The 16,193-nt window shown below is 66.6% G+C and carries 16 protein-coding genes; 11 read left to right on the top strand and 5 right to left on the bottom strand.

Annotated features, from left to right (window positions below):
- Nucleotides 1-18: 18 nt before the first annotated feature.
- Together LK539_RS07885 and sbcB are read left to right on the top strand one after the other, a co-directional pair.
- Entirely contained in the window at nucleotides 19-984 is a 966-nt protein-coding gene (locus LK539_RS07885; RefSeq protein WP_227800352.1) for a GGDEF domain-containing protein, read from the top strand.
- 85 nt (nucleotides 985-1,069) lie between these two features.
- The gene (gene sbcB / locus LK539_RS07880; protein WP_227800351.1) at nucleotides 1,070-2,518 is read left to right on the top strand and encodes an exodeoxyribonuclease I; all 1,449 of its coding nucleotides are present in this window, start codon (nucleotides 1,070-1,072) and stop codon (nucleotides 2,516-2,518) included.
- A gap of 160 nt (nucleotides 2,519-2,678) precedes the next feature.
- Here the strand turns inward: sbcB and pyrF are convergent, their stop codons facing one another.
- Complete coding sequence (gene pyrF / locus LK539_RS07875) at nucleotides 2,679-3,500, bottom strand: orotidine-5'-phosphate decarboxylase (RefSeq protein WP_227800350.1); 822 nt, start codon at nucleotides 3,498-3,500, stop codon at nucleotides 2,679-2,681.
- A 137-nt stretch (nucleotides 3,501-3,637) separates the two neighbouring features.
- Here pyrF and LK539_RS07870 point away from each other — a divergent pair, with 137 nt between their 5' ends.
- The 9 genes from LK539_RS07870 (at nucleotide 3,638) to LK539_RS07830 (ending at nucleotide 10,682) form a co-directional block, all read left to right on the top strand.
- Entirely contained in the window at nucleotides 3,638-4,249 is a 612-nt protein-coding gene (locus LK539_RS07870) for a LemA family protein (protein WP_227800349.1), read from the top strand.
- 13 nt (nucleotides 4,250-4,262) lie between these two features.
- Nucleotides 4,263-5,120, top strand: a complete 858-nt coding sequence (locus LK539_RS07865) for a YgcG family protein (protein WP_227800348.1) — start codon at nucleotides 4,263-4,265, stop codon at nucleotides 5,118-5,120.
- Nucleotides 5,120-5,629, top strand: coding sequence for a TPM domain-containing protein (locus LK539_RS07860; RefSeq protein WP_227800347.1), 510 nt, complete (start codon nucleotides 5,120-5,122; stop codon nucleotides 5,627-5,629). Before LK539_RS07865 ends, LK539_RS07860 begins: the two co-directional genes overlap by 1 nt.
- Before the next feature lie 95 nt (nucleotides 5,630-5,724).
- Nucleotides 5,725-6,285, top strand: a complete 561-nt coding sequence (locus LK539_RS07855) for a type II CAAX prenyl endopeptidase Rce1 family protein (protein ID WP_227800346.1) — start codon at nucleotides 5,725-5,727, stop codon at nucleotides 6,283-6,285.
- 32 nt (nucleotides 6,286-6,317) lie between these two features.
- Nucleotides 6,318-7,610: an amidohydrolase family protein gene (locus LK539_RS07850; RefSeq protein WP_227800345.1), complete on the top strand. Its 1,293-nt coding sequence runs from the start codon at nucleotides 6,318-6,320 to the stop codon at nucleotides 7,608-7,610.
- Between the two features lie 67 nt (nucleotides 7,611-7,677).
- Nucleotides 7,678-8,442 (top strand): SDR family NAD(P)-dependent oxidoreductase, encoded by a 765-nt coding sequence (locus tag LK539_RS07845; protein ID WP_227800344.1) that lies wholly within the window; start codon nucleotides 7,678-7,680, stop codon nucleotides 8,440-8,442.
- A gap of 580 nt (nucleotides 8,443-9,022) precedes the next feature.
- Nucleotides 9,023-9,337, top strand: a complete 315-nt coding sequence (locus LK539_RS07840; protein WP_227800343.1) for a hypothetical protein — start codon at nucleotides 9,023-9,025, stop codon at nucleotides 9,335-9,337.
- A gap of 51 nt (nucleotides 9,338-9,388) precedes the next feature.
- Nucleotides 9,389-9,826 (top strand): VanZ family protein, encoded by a 438-nt coding sequence (locus LK539_RS07835; RefSeq protein ID WP_227800342.1) that lies wholly within the window; start codon nucleotides 9,389-9,391, stop codon nucleotides 9,824-9,826.
- A gap of 175 nt (nucleotides 9,827-10,001) precedes the next feature.
- Entirely contained in the window at nucleotides 10,002-10,682 is a 681-nt protein-coding gene (locus tag LK539_RS07830; protein WP_227800341.1) for a hypothetical protein, read from the top strand.
- 81 nt (nucleotides 10,683-10,763) lie between these two features.
- Here LK539_RS07830 and LK539_RS07825 read toward each other — a convergent pair whose 3' ends face one another.
- From LK539_RS07825 to galT, 4 genes are read right to left on the bottom strand one after another with little or no spacing between them, the layout of a single operon-like run.
- Nucleotides 10,764-12,590 (bottom strand): glycoside hydrolase family 2 protein, encoded by a 1,827-nt coding sequence (locus LK539_RS07825; RefSeq protein WP_227800340.1) that lies wholly within the window; start codon nucleotides 12,588-12,590, stop codon nucleotides 10,764-10,766.
- A complete protein-coding gene (gene galK, locus LK539_RS07820) occupies nucleotides 12,587-13,678 on the bottom strand; it encodes a galactokinase (protein ID WP_227800339.1) in 1,092 nt (363 codons plus the stop codon). The genes LK539_RS07825 and galK overlap by 4 nt, the downstream gene beginning before the upstream one ends.
- The gene (locus LK539_RS07815) at nucleotides 13,675-14,778 is read right to left on the bottom strand and encodes a Xaa-Pro peptidase family protein (RefSeq protein WP_227800338.1); all 1,104 of its coding nucleotides are present in this window, start codon (nucleotides 14,776-14,778) and stop codon (nucleotides 13,675-13,677) included. Before LK539_RS07815 ends, galK begins: the two co-directional genes overlap by 4 nt.
- Nucleotides 14,775-15,890, bottom strand: coding sequence for a galactose-1-phosphate uridylyltransferase (gene galT / locus LK539_RS07810; RefSeq protein WP_227800337.1), 1,116 nt, complete (start codon nucleotides 15,888-15,890; stop codon nucleotides 14,775-14,777). The genes LK539_RS07815 and galT overlap by 4 nt, the downstream gene beginning before the upstream one ends.
- Nucleotides 15,891-16,193: the final 303 nt, after the last annotated feature.

The following is a 16,193-nucleotide window of genomic DNA, read 5'->3' as shown; positions in this document are numbered from 1 at the left end:
TTTCATTAGAGAATCCCCTTGGACCCGATCGGCACCTTCGGTGCATCCCCCTACGCTGTACGCGACCTGCAGCTGTTCCGCGACGCCGACGACCCGGCCGTCACGGCCGCGCTCGCCCCTTGCACGGTGCTGCGCGTGGCGGCCGGCCAGCGGGTCGAGGACGGCCTGCGCGCGCGTCTCTACATCGTGCTGTCCGGCACGCTGGAAGTGGCGCCAGATGCCCACAGCGGCAATGAGGATACCGGCGTCACCCACGTGCTGCCCGGCGAAAGCGTGGGCGAGCAGGCGGTGCTGGACGATGCGGTCAACCTGGCGGCGATGACGGCGCTGGAAGACTGCGAACTGCTGGTGATCGAGCCGGAACTGGTGTGGCAGCTGATCGACCGCTCCAACGTGCTGGCGCGTAACCTGCTGCGCCTGCTGTCCTTCCGCGTGCGCGCCGCCAACGCCCAGCTCAGGCGGCGCCAGAAGCTGGGCGAGTTCTACCGCCAGCTCTCGCTCAACGACGGCCTGACGGGCCTGTACAACCGCGCCTGGCTCAACGAAATGCTGCCCAAGCTGGCTGCACGGGCGGGCCAGGACGGCAGCCCGCTGTCGGTCATCATGATCGACCTCGACCACTTCAAGCGCTTCAACGATACCCACGGCCACATCGCCGGCGACGCCGCCCTGTCCGCCGCCGCGAACATCATCCGCGAGTCGCTCCGTCCCTCCGACTTTGCCGTACGCTACGGCGGCGAAGAACTGATGGCGGTGCTGCCCGACACCCAGACCGGCCTGGCCGAGATGGTGGCACAGCGCCTGGCCGAACGCCTGCGCACGGCCATCGTGTTCCCCGACATGCGCCTGCCCCTGCCCCACATTACCGGCTCCTTCGGCGTGGCCAGCCTGCCGCTCGGCGGCACCGAGCACGAGCTGGTGGCGGCGGCCGACGCCGCCCTGTACCGCGCCAAGCAGGCCGGTCGCGACCGCGTCAGCATTTAGTTCGGTCTCGAGCGCTGATCGCGACGGCTGACGCCGCGCCCATTCTGTGCCACCATGGCGCCTGCCCGCTACAGCACAACAATTCATGAGCACGCATACCTTCCTCTGGCACGACTATGAAACCTTCGGCGCAGTCCCGCGCCGCGACCGCCCGGCCCAGTTCGCGGCTATCCGCACCGACGCCGAACTGAACGAGATCGGCGAACCGATCATGCTGTACTGCCAGCCGGCGCCGGACTTCCTGCCCGATCCGCAGTCCTGCCTGATCACCGGCATCACGCCGCAGCACTGCCTGGAACACGGCGTGCCGGAGCACGAATTCGCCCGCCACATCGAGGCCGCCTTCAGCGAGCCGGGCACGGTCGGGGTCGGCTACAACACGATCCGCTTCGACGACGAAGTGACGCGCCACCTGTTCTGGCGCAACCTGATCGACCCCTACGCGCGCGAATGGCAGAACGGCTGCGGCCGCTGGGACCTGCTGGACGTGGTGCGCATGACCTATGCGCTGCGTCCCGACGGCATCGAGTGGCCGATGAAGGAAGACGGCAAGCCCAGCTTCCGGCTGGAAGACCTGAGCAGGGCCAACGGCCTGGTGCACGACGCGGCCCACGACGCGCTGTCGGACGTGCGCGCCACCATTGCGCTGGCGCGCCTGATCCGGCAAAAGCAGCCGAAGCTGTTCGACTTCTGCCTGGAACTGCGCCGCAAGGACCGTGTCGCCGCCGAGATGGGCCTGCACCTCGAGCCGGCCCAGCGCCAGCCCTTCCTGCACGTGTCCGGCATGTTCCCGGTCGAGTACGGCTGCCTGGGCCTGGTGTGGCCACTGGCCCAGCATCCGACCAACAAGAACGAGGTCCTGGTATGGGACTGCCGCCATGATCCATCGGAACTGTTCGACCTGGACATCGACACCATCCGCACCCGCATGTTCACCCGCAGCGCCGACATGCCGGAAGGGATGACGCGCCTGCCGATCAAGAGCGTGCACCTGAACAAGTCGCCGATGCTGGTGGGGAACCTCAAGACCCTGCACCCGAGCATGGCGGCGCGCTGGGACATCGACCTGGAACGCGGGCGCGCCCACGCGGCCCTGGCAGCGGCGGGGCGCAACATGGCGGCGATCTGGGCCGAGGTGTTCAAGAAGCCGGCGTCGAGTGACGAGGTGGATGTGGACGAAGACCTGTACGGCGGTTTTGTCGGCAACGGCGACCGGCGCAAGCTGGAGTCGCTGCGTGTCGAAAAACCGCAGGCCCTGGCCGGCATGCGGCCCTCGTTCGAAGACGAGCGCCTGGGCGAGCTGTTCTTCCGCTACCGCGCCCGCAACTTCCCGCAGACCCTGTCGGAAGCGGAAATGCAGCAGTGGGAGGCGCACCGCGCGGCGCGCCTGTTCGATGGCGCGAACGGGGCGCGGACGGTCGACCAGCTGTTTGCAGAGATCGATGCGCTGTCCGAGAATGCGGACGAGCGGGCGGAGGAGATCCTGGGGGCGCTGTATGACTATGCGGAGGGGATTGCGCCGAGCAGGTATTGATGTTGAAGGCTGCGGTAGGAACTTGGGTCCCGGCCTTCGCCGGGACGACGTGCCAGGGTATCGCTTAAAGGTAAGGTAACGCTGTTCTTCAGTTAGCTGATGAGCCGTCATCCCGGCATAGGCCGGGATCCAATTTTCCTAGCAAACCAACAGCGCCTCCTTACCCCCGCGCCCCATTAATCGCATCCCGCGTCTCCATCGCCACCCGCCGCGCCGCCGCCGCGAAATCCTCACCCGCCTGAGGCGCCGCATACAGAATCGCCCGCGACGAATTGATCATCATCCCGGCCCCATTCGCCGTACGCCCCGCCTTGACGGTCGCCTCCACATCCCCACCCTGCGCCCCGACACCCGGGATCAACAGCGGCATATCGCCCACCAGCTTACGCACCTGCGCGATCTCTTCCGGGAAGGTCGCCCCCACCACCAGCGCCAGCTGGCCGTTGCGGTTCCACTTCGTGGCCACCAGCTCGGCCACGTGCTGGTACAGCGGGCGTCCGCCCACGTCCAGGAACTGCAGGTCGGAGCCGCCCGCGTTCGAGGTGCGGCACAGTACGATCACGCCGCGGTCGGCCCACTCCAGGTAGGGCTCGACCGAATCGAAACCCATGTAGGGGCTGACCGTCACCGCATCCGCGCCATAGCGATCGAAGGCTTCGCGCGCGTACTGGTGGGCGGTGGCGCCGATGTCGCCGCGCTTGGCGTCGAGCACCAGCGGGATGTGCGGATAGCGTTCACGCAGGTAGCGGCAGATTTCTTCCAGCTGTGCTTCCGCACCGAGCGCAGCGAAATAGGCGATCTGGGGCTTGAAGGCGCAGGCCAGGTCGGCGGTGGCGTCGATGATCGCCTTGCAGAACTGGACGATGCCGTCCGGCTGTCCCTGCAGGTGGGCGGGGAAGCGCGACAGGTCAGGGTCGAGCCCGACGCACAGCAGGGAATTGTTGCGGGTCCATGCAGCGGATAGTTTGTCGATGAAAGTCACGTCGGGCCCCTTGATAGTCAAATATTGCAAACCCAATATTGTACCCGTGAGCCATGGCGCTCCACGATGATGCGCCAGAAGATCTTTACATCATGTATATTTTGACCATTCGACAACTTGCCATGGACAAAACGATCATGACATCTACCCTCTTCTCCCGTTGGACCCGTACCCTGGCCGTGGCCCTCCTGACCGGCACCCTGCTGTCGGGCTGCGGCTATAACGAGTTCCAGACCAAGGACGAGGCCACCAAGGCAGCCTGGGGCGAGGTGGTGAACCAGTACCAGCGCCGCGCCGACCTGATTCCGAACCTGGTGAACACCGTGAAGGGCTATGCCTCGCACGAGCGCGAAACCCTGGAATCGGTCACCCGCGCACGCGCCGCCGCGACCAGCTTCCAGATCACGCCGGAAGTGCTGAACGACCCGGCCGCCTTCCAGAAATTCCAGCAGGTACAGGGCGAGCTGTCCGGCGCGCTGTCGCGCCTGATGGCCGTCTCCGAAAAGTATCCGGACCTGAAGGCCGACACCAGCTTCCGCGACCTGCAGTCGCAACTGGAAGGCACGGAAAACCGCATCACGGTCGCGCGCCAGCGCTACATCGCTTCGGTGCAGGACTATAACGTCACGGTCCGCAAGTTCCCGACCAACCTGACGGCCATGATGTTCGGCTACGAAGCCAAGCCCTCGTTCACGGTCGAGAACGAGAAGGCGATCTCGACGGCGCCAACGGTCGACTTCGGCAAGTAAGCGGACGTATACGATGCAGCTAGCTAGCGGCCAACTTCTGCGTTTCCTGCGTTCCCTGTGGCTCCTGCTGCTGGCGGGCCTGCTGGCCGGCCCGGCTGTTGCGCAGCTGAAGCCCGTGCCGACGCTCACGGGGCGAGTGGTGGACGAAGCCGGCATGCTCGACGCCAGCCAGCGCGAGCGCCTCACGGCCGTGCTGGCCGACTACGAGGCGCGCACCGGCAGCCAGATCGCGGTCCTGCTGGTCAAGTCGACCGAACCGGAAGCCATCGAACAGTTCAGCATCCGCGTCACCGACGCCTGGAAACTCGGACGCAAGGGCATCGACGACGGCGTGCTGCTGATGGTGGCGCGCGACAACCCGAGTTCGCTGCGGCGCCTGCGCATCGAGGCCGGACGTGGCGTGCAGGGCGTGCTCACCGACGCCCAGTCGAAACGCATCCTGCAGGACGTGATCGCTCCGCACTTTCGCCAGAACCATTATTACGAAGGCTTGGTGGCCGGCGTGGGCGCCATCGCGACCTTGCTGAACAAGGAAAGCTTCCCGGCCCCGGCCCAGCAGCAGCTGCCGCAGCGCCAGGTCCAGCAGGATAGCGGCGGTTTTTCGCTGTTCGGCATCATCCCGCTCCTGATCGGCTTCTTCGTACTGCGTTCGCTCTTCAAACCGCGCCGCAGCCGGCTGTCGCCCAACCACTGGGGCCATCGCCGCAGCAGCGGGCTGGGCGACGTCGCCACCGGCATCATCCTGGGTAACGTCCTGGGCGGCATGGGCCGTGGCGGCGGCTTCGGTGGCGGCGGTGGCGGATTCGGTGGCGGCGGCTTTTCCGGCGGTGGAGGCAGCTTCGACGGCGGCGGCGCCTCGGGAGACTGGTAATGGGTTTCACACAACGATTCAAGCGCGCCTGGCGCCACCTGGGCAGCAGCAGCGCGGACGCCAAACGGGCCTTCCCCGAGGCGACCCTCGGCGCAATCACCGAGGCCATCACGGCCGGCGAACAGACCCACCGCGGCGAAGTGCGCCTGATCGTCGAGAAGGCCCTGCCTTTCGACGACGCCTGGGACGGCGTCACCAACCGCCAGCGCGCGCTGGCCCTGTTCGCCGACTACGGCGTGTGGGACACGGAAGACAATTGCGGCGTGCTCATCTACATCAACCTGGCCGAGCACAAGGTCGATATCGTGGCCGACCGCGGCATCGACCGCCGGATCGACAGCGCCACCTGGCAGGCGGTGTGCCGCACCATGACCGAGGGCTTCAAGGCCGGCCGCTTCCACGACGCGACCCTGGCCGCCATCGGCCAGGTGAACGAACTGCTGCGCCAGCACTTCCCGGCGAACGGCAACCGCAGCAACGAATTGCCGGACAAGCCGCTGATGCTGTGAGCCGGCGGCCGGAGCGGCGGCGCTTCGGCTGCCTGTTCGATTGAGGCAGGTCTGCATTCGGCCGCCGCAGCTCACTACGATCGGAGCATTCCTGGATGATGCAGACCGCCTTGGCCAACCGTACCACGACCACCCCGCCTCGCCTGGCGCGCTGGCATCCCCGCATCGCACGCCGGCCCCTGCTTGCCGCTACCTGCCTGGGCGCCTGCATGGGCTTGCTGGGCACGCTATGCGCGCTGCTCGTGCTCGGCCTGGCCCTGCAGCTCCTGCCGCCCGAACTATGGGGCGATTCCGCCGCAGCCAGCCTTGCCGGGCTCGGCCAGGACAGGATCTTCGTGCTGGCGATCCTGTATGCGCCGGTGATCGAAACCCTGCTCGGGCAGCTGCTGCCGGTGGAGCTGGCGCGGCGCCTCGGCGCGCCACCCCTTGCCTGCGTGCTGCTGAGCGGCCTGATATTCGGATGCGGCCACCTGGTGAACGGCGGCCTGGTCCACGCGCTGACGACGTTTTTCAGCGGTATGGTCTTTGCCTGCGCCTATCTGGCGATGCGCTGGCTCGGCATCGGACCCGCCTTCCTGGCGGCAGGCAGCGCGCACGCCGTACAGAACGGCACAATCCTGTATCTCATCGCACCCCTGTTCCCAGGAAGCGCCTAGCAGTCGCCAGCCAACCAGCCCGTGGAGGCGGAATGAAACGCTGTATCCCTTTGCTCGCGATCCTGATGGCACTGGTGTGCCCGCCCTCCCCCGCCGCCGAGCCGGTACTCGCTTTGAAGGCCGGCCGCGTGTTCGACAGCCGCGCCGGACGCGTGGGCAGCGCCCAGGTCATCCTCGTGGAAAAAGGCCGGATCAGCGCGATGGGTCCCGGGCTTGCGATCCCCGACGGCGCGACCGTCATCGACCTGAGCGGCTACACGGTAATGCCGGGCCTGATCGAAGCCCATGCCCACCTGCTGCAGGAGCATCCCGGCGACGAGCACAATACGCTGACGGTCACCAAGGCGGTGGCCATGGAAGGCGATCCGCTACGCGCCCTGCGCGGCGCCGCGCGTGCCCGCAGTTATCTCGAGGCCGGCTATACCACCGTCCGTGACCTCGGCAACGCCGGGCGCTTCGCCGACGTGGCGCTCAAGCGCGCCATTGACGAGGGCTCGGTGCCCGGCCCGCGGCTGTTCGTCTCCGGTCCCGGGCTCGCGCCCGAAGGGGGCCAGGTCCCGAACCTGGCGCCGGGCCACGCCGGCCTCATCGACGGCGACTATCGCATCGTGCGCGGCGCCGAGGATGCGCGCATCGCCGTGCGCGAGAACGTCTATCATGGAGCCGACCTGATCAAGATCTATTCGAACAGCTCGCCCAACCGCACCCTGCTCTCGCTGGCGGAGATGAAGGCCATTGTCGAAGAAGCGCACCTGTACAAGCTGAAGGTCACCGCGCACGCCACCACCGACGAAGCGATCGAACGCGCGCTCGAAGCCGGCGTCGACGCCATCGAGCATGGCTACAAGCTCAGCGACACCACGCTCAGGCAGATGCAACGTAAAGGCGTGTTCCTGGTGCCGACCGACATGGATGTGTCGCTGGCCGAAAAGCAGGTGCGCAAGCTGAACATGCCGCTGACGCGCGAACAGGTGGTCGGCCTGGCCAAGCCCTATCATGAACGCCTGCGGCGCGCCCGCGACACCGGCGTCACCATCGCCGCCGGTTCGGACATGTACATGGGACTGGGGCCATCGCGCGGAGAAGCGGCCAAGCGGGTGCTGTTCGCCTACGCCGAAGCGGGACTGGGCACGCGCGAGATCCTGCAGGCGGCCACCATCAACAATGCGCGCCTGCTCGACCAGGAGGGGCTGGGCGTGCTGGCCGAGGGCGCGCACGCGGACATCATCGCCGTGCACGGCAATCCCCTCGACGAGCTGGCGGCGATCGAACGGGTCGTTTTCGTCATGAAGGCCGGCGTAGTGGCGAAGGCCCTGCCCCGCTAGCCAGCGCCCTGCTGCGCAAGATCGCTACAATGACGGCTTTCCTGTTTTCCATGAAAGTATGCCCGCCATGAAACTAGCCAACAAAATCGCCATCGTGACCGGCGCCAGCCAGGGCATCGGCCTCGCCTGCGCCACCCGCCTGGTGCAGGAAGGCGCGCGCGTCATGCTGGTGGACATCCGTCCGGAGGGCGCGGATGCTGCCGCGGCGCTCGGCGAGGCGGCGCGTTTCTACCAGGCGGACGTCAGCATCAAGGCCGAGGTCGACGCAATGGTCGCCGCCACCCTGGCAGCCTTTGGCCAGATCGATATCCTCGTCAACAATGCCGGCGTCACCCATGCGGCCAGCTTCCTCGACCTGGAAGAAGACGACTTCGACCGCGTCCTGCGCATCAACCTGAAGTCGATGTTCCTGTGCAGCCAGGCGGCCGCACGCGAGATGGTGAAGCGCCAGACCGGCTGCATCATCAACATGTCCAGCGTGAACGCCGAGCTCACCATCCCGAACCAGGTGCCGTATGTCGTGTCGAAAGGCGGCGTCAACCAGCTGACGCGCGTGGCCGCGATCAGCCTGGCCGAACATGGCATCCGCGTCAACGCCATCGGCCCTGGAACCATCCTGACCGAGCTCGCCAGGAAAGCCGTGCTCGGCAGTCCGGAAGCGCGCCACACGATCCTGTCGCGCACGCCGCTCGGACGATGCGGCGAACCCGAGGAAGTGGCCGCCATCTGCGCCTTCCTGGCGAGCGATGACGCCTCTTACATGACGGGCCAGACCCTGTACGCCGACGGTGGCCGCATGGCGCTGAACTACACCGTGCCGGTGCGCGACTAGGAGCGCCTACACGCTCCGGGGCGGCAGGAACGGCTTATCGGAACAGATATATGAAAAAACCATGTCTGGTATCCGTATTCTAAATTGGACATATATCGGGCCGGCCAACATAATGGCACCTGTCTCCACTATTCTCCTCCAAGAAAATAGTTTTAAGCCCGCCTAGAGCGGGCTTTTTTTTGCCCTTCGCGACCGCGCGTCCTGCGCGATATTGTTGAGATCATGGCCGGGCCGTACAGTTCGGGCACAGCGGCTCGCATTTGATCCCTGTCACAGCGTGGTCACAATCAAGCCATATACTTTGAATCACCTGCCGTACACGCAACCGATATGCCTGATGGCAGCAGGTGTGCTGCACCAGCGTGCAACACACCAACCGATTACGTCTCTTGGCCCGATCTTGGGTTGTGCCCACCAGTTCCTGGTGGGCATTTTTTTCTTCAGTGGCAAGGCACCAACAAAAACTTCCGGCAAGGCTTGAAGCCGCGCCGTATTTGGCTATCATGAATCTCCCGCCCTGCGATTTTCCTCATCTGCAGGGTTGCGGAGACAACACAACAAGATAATGGGAGCCTGTCCTATGAATCTACGTGTATCCGAGAGCTACGCACATCCGCAGGAATCCGCCGCCGGACGCCGCCAGCATGCCGACGGCAGGCTGGTGCTCAGTGAACTCAATCCCCTGACCGTCATCGACCGGCTCGACGACGACAGCGTGCCGCTGAACCTGCTGACTTTCGGCAGCGTGCGCGAGATCTGTCCCAAGTGCCGGCAAACCCACCTCAAACTCGTGCTGCGGCAGAACAGCGTTCGCATGGCACACCTGTTCTGCGCCGACTGCGAAAGCTGTTTCGACGCCCACTACGCGAACGGCGCACCCGCGCTGACGATCTGAGCCTGCGGCTGCCCGAGGCGGCCGGTCGGTGTGGCCAGTAACAAGATCGGCATGGTATCGTTGGCATTTGCCCAACGCCGCACCGCCATGCCCGCTTTCCTGTCGCTCCTGCTGCTCGATCCCCGCCTGCGTTCCGCCCGCATCAAGGCAGCCCTGCTGCTGTACGCGGGCGTGGTCGTGGCCGGCTCGGTTCCGGGAGCGCGTGCCGAGGTCGGCGAATTCGCGCCCGGCGTCGTGCTGCACGGCCTGACCTACGCCTTCCTGACGCTGCTGTGGTTCCTCGGCAGCACGGGAAGCGGCCAGGTGCGCGCCGCCAAGGCCGTGCTGGCGATCGCCCTGATGGGCGCCGGTGACGAACTGGTGCAGAGCTTCCTGCCCTACCGCAACGGCGACGTGCGCGACTGGATGGTCGACGTGGCCGCGGCGCTGCTGACCAGCACCTTGCTGGCCGCCCTCGTTCCCCGACAGGCCGCGGCCGACCGGAACTGACCTCCTCTCCCCCCGAAAAATCCACCGTCCCGGTGGCCTCCTTGACGCAGCTCAGCTTCAACCCGAGTCAGCTGGAACGCTGACGCACTTCCCGCCTCTCACTCCAGTGGCACGTGGCATCGTCACGCATCCGATTGAACATCCACGATCGAACATCCACCATAAGGAGTAAATCATGAAGCAAAAACACCAGAGCACCATCCTGGCGGGCTTGCTGGCTGTATCGCTGAGCCTCGCCGGGTGCTCCAGCATGCGCGGCGGCGGCGACACATCGAGTGGCGCGAGCGGCAGCAGCGGCACGAGCGGCAGCACCTCGGGCGGTTCCAGTGGCACCACCGGCGCCACCGGCACCGGCGGCTCCAGCAGCTATGGCTCGGGCAGCGCCACCGATGCTTCCGGCAACCCGACCGGCAGCAGCGGCAGCTCGAGCAGCACGGGCACCATGGGCACCGGCACCTCCGGCTCGGGCAGCTCGGGTAGCTCCGGCAGCTCAGGTAGCTCCGGTAGTTCCGGCAGCTCGGGCAGCAGCGCGTCCAGCTACGACCAGTCCGGCAGCTCTGGTGCGATGGGCAGCACCGGCTCGTCCGGCTCGGCGGCGACCGGCACCTCGACGGCCGGCAGCGCCTCCCCCAACAGCACGGTGCTGGCGATCGAGGTCATCCCGCGCGCCAGCGGCAGCATGGGCAGCTCCGGCGCCTCCGGCAGCACAGGGTCGAGCGGCGCCACCGGGTCGAACAGCTACCGCGTCACGGTGCGCATGGACGACGGCAGCACCCAGGTCGTCACCCAGGACACCACGCCGGACTTCCGCAGCGGCGACCGGGTCAACGTCACCAGCGGCGCCATCCAGCGCTGAGACGCGCCGCTCCAGGGCCAGGGCACAAAAAAACAGCGCACCGAAAACGGTGCGCTGCTCTTTCTTTCTGCTAGACAGGAGTTACGGCATGCCGGTGCCGCCAGGGATGCCGTCCCCTTCGGTCTCGATGTCCTTGCGCTGCAGCGCCACGTTGCGCGTGGCGGCGCTGATGACTTCCAGCGGCAGCTTCGGCGTGCGGTCGGCATTCAGCAGGCCGTTCGCCTCCTGGAAGGTGTCGGTGAACTGGGTATAGCAGAAACCGCTGAACATGAAGGTCTCGTTCACCACCCGCAACAGGTCGCGGTACAGCGACAGGTAGCTTTCCGCCGAATGGGCGCGCGAATAGCCCCAGGTGGTCTTGTCCGCATCCGGATCCTGCTTCGGATCGTAGGCGATGCCGCCGAACTCGGTCAGCACGATCGGCTGGCCGCGGTGCGGGAAACCGTCCAGTGTCAGGATGCGGCCGCCCGGACGCCGTTGATCGAACAAGGTGCGCACCGGGTCGGTGACGGCGTAGCGCGCCTGCAGCTTTTCCGGATCGCAGTCGTAATCGTGGATGCCGAGAATGTCGGTGGCCGAAGCTTCCCAGCCGTCGTTGCCGATCACCGGACGGGTCGAGTCGAGCGTGCGCGTCAGGTGGTACAGCGCCTCCACCGCGTTGCGGTGCGCCTGGGTGAGCGTGAGGTTCGGCACGCCCCAGGATTCATTAAAGGCGACCCACACGATGATGCAGGGGTGGCTGTAGTCGCGCTGGATCGCCTCGGTCCATTCGCGCACCATGCGCGTGATCGCACGCGAGCTGAAGCGGTAGGCCGAGGGCATTTCTTCCCATACCAGCAGGCCCAGCTTGTCGGCCCAGTACAGGAAGCGCGGGTCCTCGATCTTCTGGTGCTTGCGCACGCCGTTGAAGCCCATCAGCTTGACCAGCTCGACGTCGCGTTTCAGGTGCTCGTCGGACGGCGCGGTCATGAAGGATTCCGGCCAGTAGCCCTGGTCCAGCACCAGGCGCAGCTGGTAGGGACGGCCATTGAGCATGAAGCGGTCGCGGTTGATCGATACCGAGCGCAGCGCCGTGTACGAGCGGATGCGGTCGAGCACCTTGTCGCCGCAGCGCAGGGTCACTTCGGCGTCGAGCAGGGTCGGCCGCTCCGGGCTCCACAGGATCTCGTTGCGCGAGTCGTCGATGCCGGGGTCGGACAGCGCGATCTTGCGGTTCGCTTCGCCCGCCAGCAACTTGTAGTAGTCGTCCGCCAGCAGCTGTTCGCCGTGCCAGATCTTGACCTCGACGAACAGCTCCTGCTGGGTATGACCGGCGGCGAATACCTCGCAGCCGATCTCGTAGGTCTCGAAGATCGGGGTCCAGCGCAGCGAAGCGATATAGGTATCCTCGACCTGCTCGACCCACACGGTCTGCCAGATGCCGGTGGTGCGCGGATACCAGATCGAGTGCGGCTCCAGCAGCCAGTCCTGCTTGCCGCGCGGCTTGGCCAGGTCGGCCGGGTCGTCTTCGACGAACACCGTGACCACCTGCCTGCCGTCCTCGTTCATGACGCCGGTGATGTCGGCCGAGAACGGCGTGTGGCCGCCCTCGTGCTCGGCCACCAGGCGGCCATTGACCCAGACCCGGGCCGCGTAGTCGACGGCGCCGAAGTGCAGGATGGTGCGCTTGTTGTTGGGCGCCAGCTGGAACTCGCGCTCGTACCAGACGGCGCGGTGGAAGCCCGTGTCCTGGATGCCGCTCAGCTCCGTCTCGACCGCGAACGGCACGTTGATTTCATGGGTCCATTCCGGCGCGCCGTCCGGCAGCCGGTATTTCATCTCGTCGTCAAAGCAGAAGCGCCACTTCCCGTTCAGATTGATCCAGTTGTCGCGCACCAGCTGGGGACGGGGGTATTCAAACTGATTCATTGTTGTCCTTTCTGTTCAGTCGGTACCGGAACCAGGATCCGGCCCTGTCGTCCTTGCTTGCTGTTATAGGCCGCCAGCGCGGCGGCGGCCGCTTCCTGTGCCTGCCCTGCCCGGCACAGCGCCACGCAGGCGCCGCCGAAGCCGGCGCCGGTCAGGCGCGCCCCGAGTACGCCGGGCGCGGCGCGCAGGTGCTCGCACAGCTCGTCCAGCTCGGGGATCGACACTTCGTAGTCGTCGCGCAGGCTGAAGTGCGAGGCGTTCATCAGTTCGCCGAAACGCTCGGCGCTGACGCCTTCGGCCGCTTCCAGAACGCGCAGGTTTTCCATCACCACGTGGCGGGCGCGCTCGCGCATCGGCGAGGGCAGCGTCTCCACCGAGGCAGGATCCGTCACGTCGCGCAGCGCCTGCACGCCCAGCTTGCGCGAGGCTTCCTCGCACTCGGCGCGCCGTTCGTTGTACTTGCTGGCGGCCAGCTTGCGCGCCACGCCCGAGTCGATCACGATCAGCTCGGTATCCGCGGGCATCTTGACCAGGCGGTGTTCCAGCGTGCGGGCGTCGATGAACAGCATGCTGGTCTCGTCGGCCAGGCTGGACGCCATCTGGTCCATGATCCCGCAGTTCACGTGAGCGTATTCGATCTCGGCGCGCTGGGCGATGCGCGCCAGCTTCACGTCGTCGAGCTCGAAGCCGAGCAGTGCGCGCAGGGCGCGCAGGGTCGCCACCTCGAGCGCGGCCGAGGACGACAGTCCCGAGCCGACCGGCAGGTTGGTGGTGATGTACACGCGCAGCGGCGGCACCTGGACGCCCTCGGCCTGCACCAGGCGGATGCAGCCCTCGATGTAGCTGCCGTAGCCCTGCGGCGCGCTGCCGTCCTGGGCAAAGGTGACGGTGTTGTCGAAGGTCGGCGAATAGAAGTGGAAGTGCTCGTCGCCGCTGCGGCTCATCGCCACCATGGTGCCCTGTGGCGTGGCCACCGGCAGCATGAAGCCGTCGTTGTAGTCGGTGTGCTCGCCCAGCAGGTTGACGCGTCCGGGCGCCGACGCGTTCACTTCCGGCGCGCCGCCGAAGAAGGTGTCGGTGTTCATCATGTTGCTTGCGCCTCCAGCCAAAGGGGCCGCTTGCGGCCATGTACGTCCGCCGCCGGCCAGCCGGGGTCGAACGTGAGATTCTCGAGCCCATCGGGGCCGAGCAGGAAAGTGTCTTCGATTTTCACGCCAGCAAAGCTCGGGTTAAATGCGAACGCCATGCCCTCTTCCAGCTGGGTCGCGGTGCTCGGTCCGGCCACGATCTCGCGCGCCTTGTAGCCGGTGATGCCGCCCTGGTGGTGTTCGCGGATCGCGTTCTCGCGGTCGGCGTGGTGGTAGGCCGCGGCCAGCGCGTGGTACACCGCCGACAGCGACTTGCCCGGCTCGACGGCCGCCAGGCCCGTGGCCTCGACCTCCATCAGCGCGCGCTGCTCGTCCACCGGCGCCGCCCCCGCGAAGGACACGAAGCGGGTCAGGTTGGCATACAGCCCATGGCGGCGCGCACAGAACACCAGCATGGCGCGCTTTCCCAGCGGTTCATGAGAGGGCGTCGGATGGCGCCAGGCCGGCAGGCGGCGCTCGCCGGCGGCCAGCACCAGCGCCGGATGGATACCGCGCCGCCACAGCGCTTCGGCGCCGGCCCCGGCGAGCCCCTGTTCGGTCCAGTCGGGCCGCGCGCGGCGCAGCACCTCGCCCATCGCCTCGGCCGCCTCGCGTCCCAGCACGCGGTAGCGTTCGCGCTCGCTCTGTCCCAGCACCAGGCGCCGCTGGCGCAGCGCGTAAGGCAGCGGCTGCTCGCCGCCCTGCGGGCGGTCCGACATGATCGTGCGCCCGGCCGCCGCGTTCTGCACGTAGCGTTCGCGCAGCTCGGGCTCGGCCCAGGGCTCGACGTGGTAGGTGAAACCCTCGGGCAGCTCTTCGGCGCGCAGGCGCTCGGCCTCGATGGCGTCGGTCAGGATGCAGGCCTCTTCAGGCGTGACCAGCACCTCGGCCACGCCGCCGTCGGTGGTATGCAGCACGGCGCTCGATCCGCCCGCCGTCACCCAGGCGAACCAGTCGACGCCGCGCAAACGGATCGCCCCCGCGTTCGCCGCGGCCAGGTGCGCACGCAGGACCGCCAGCTTGTCCGCGACCTCGAGGGCGCGTGGCTGGAGTCCGGTCATGCGCGCCCCTCCCCGGGCCCGCTGTCGCCATCCAGGCTGACCTCCACCTGCTGCAGTTCGTAGGCGGTGGTCTCGGGCAGCACGTCCATCGCGAACATGCCGGCCGCCAGCTCGGTGCCGGCCAGGTACTTCAGGCGGTCCTTGGTGCGGTATGGCGGATAGAACTGCGCGTGCAGCTGGGTTTCCGGATGCTCGGCGCCGTCGGTCGGCGCCTGGTACCAGGCCATCAGGTAAGGGAAAGGCCGGTTCCACAAGGCCTCGAACTTGAGCAGCACGGTCTTGAGCGCACGCGCCAGGCCAGCGCGCTGCGGCGGCGTGAGCGCCGCGAAGTCCTTGCAGGGCGCGGTCGGCATCACCCACACCTCGTAGGGGTAGCGAGCGCAGGCCGGCACGAAGGCGATCGCATGCTCGTCCTGGTACAGCACACGCTTGCCGTCCGCCGCCTCATCGCGCGCCATGTCGCACAGCAGGCTGGTGCCGTGCTGCAGGAAGTATTCGCGCTCCTGGGCCAACTGGCGCGCCGGCACCGCCGGCACGAAGGGATAGGAGTAGATCTGGCCGTGCGGATGGTGCAGGGTCACGCCCACCTCGGCGCCGCGGTTCTCGAACGGCAGCACGTAGTGGATGTTCGGGCGGCTGCCGATACGCTGGGTGCGGTCGCCCCACGTGTAGAGCAGCAGCTCGATGCGCGACAGCGGCAGCGAGGCCAGCGAGGAATTCGGGTCCTGGGTGAACACCACCACTTCGCAGTGGCCGTTGGCCGGCGCGGTCGGCACCGTCACGGTGGGCGGATCATGCGATTCCAGCGCCAGCGAGGGGAAGCGGTTGTCGAACACCGCGATCTCGTAGTCGCCGGCCGGCATCTCGGTCGGGTGCTGAGGGTCGCTGATCGGCGCCAGCGGGTTGTACTGGGGCGGCGGCTGATAGGTGCGGTTCTGGCGGAAGGCAGCGTAGGTCACCCACTCGCCGCGTAGCGGATGCCAGCGCAGGTGCGGATTGGCATGCTGGGGATCGGGGAAAGGACTGGGCGCAGTCAGGCCTTCCGGAATGGGCTGGTTGCTGTACAGGGTGATGTTGCGTCCGTCCGGCTTCTTGAGATCTTTGCTGTGCATGGCATCCAAAAAATGTCGGGCAATTGGCTTGTTAGTGAAGCAAATGCGCGCAAGCGGGCACCGGGGATCCCGGTCTGCTCGCGGTCTGTAACAATGATCCTATCATGCTGCTTTCGCCACATTTTCCCTCTAGAACCGAGGGATTTTCCGGTCGTCAATGACGTGGCGCCAGAGGGGAAAAGCCGCTCTCGAAGCCTGCCCCGCCGCTCCTAGGGAAAGGCGAAAAACCACAGTCGAGGCAGCTCACTTTTGTAAGTACATTCCTACAGCACGATGAGAAAATTTTACACATTTCAGCGCGGT

This window comes from Massilia sp. IC2-476, assembly GCF_020707295.1.
GTDB lineage: Bacteria > Pseudomonadota > Gammaproteobacteria > Burkholderiales > Burkholderiaceae_D > Telluria.
Note: the sequence above shows the minus strand (reverse complement) of the source record. Positions and strands in the feature narration are given on the sequence as shown.

Coding starts and splice junctions, on each gene's coding strand:
- sbcB (WP_227800351.1), top strand. CDS start 1,070: ATGAGCACGCATACCTTCCTCTGGCACGACTATGAAACCTTCGGCGCA.
- LK539_RS07870 (WP_227800349.1), top strand. CDS start 3,638: ATGACATCTACCCTCTTCTCCCGTTGGACCCGTACCCTGGCCGTGGCC.
- LK539_RS07865 (WP_227800348.1), top strand. CDS start 4,263: ATGCAGCTAGCTAGCGGCCAACTTCTGCGTTTCCTGCGTTCCCTGTGG.
- LK539_RS07860 (WP_227800347.1), top strand. CDS start 5,120: ATGGGTTTCACACAACGATTCAAGCGCGCCTGGCGCCACCTGGGCAGC.
- LK539_RS07855 (WP_227800346.1), top strand. CDS start 5,725: ATGATGCAGACCGCCTTGGCCAACCGTACCACGACCACCCCGCCTCGC.
- LK539_RS07850 (WP_227800345.1), top strand. CDS start 6,318: ATGAAACGCTGTATCCCTTTGCTCGCGATCCTGATGGCACTGGTGTGC.
- LK539_RS07845 (WP_227800344.1), top strand. CDS start 7,678: ATGAAACTAGCCAACAAAATCGCCATCGTGACCGGCGCCAGCCAGGGC.
- LK539_RS07840 (WP_227800343.1), top strand. CDS start 9,023: ATGAATCTACGTGTATCCGAGAGCTACGCACATCCGCAGGAATCCGCC.
- LK539_RS07835 (WP_227800342.1), top strand. CDS start 9,389: ATGGTATCGTTGGCATTTGCCCAACGCCGCACCGCCATGCCCGCTTTC.
- LK539_RS07830 (WP_227800341.1), top strand. CDS start 10,002: ATGAAGCAAAAACACCAGAGCACCATCCTGGCGGGCTTGCTGGCTGTA.
- LK539_RS07825 (WP_227800340.1), bottom strand. CDS start 12,590: ATGAATCAGTTTGAATACCCCCGTCCCCAGCTGGTGCGCGACAACTGG.
- galK (WP_227800339.1), bottom strand. CDS start 13,678: ATGATGAACACCGACACCTTCTTCGGCGGCGCGCCGGAAGTGAACGCG.
- LK539_RS07815 (WP_227800338.1), bottom strand. CDS start 14,778: ATGACCGGACTCCAGCCACGCGCCCTCGAGGTCGCGGACAAGCTGGCG.
- galT (WP_227800337.1), bottom strand. CDS start 15,890: ATGCACAGCAAAGATCTCAAGAAGCCGGACGGACGCAACATCACCCTG.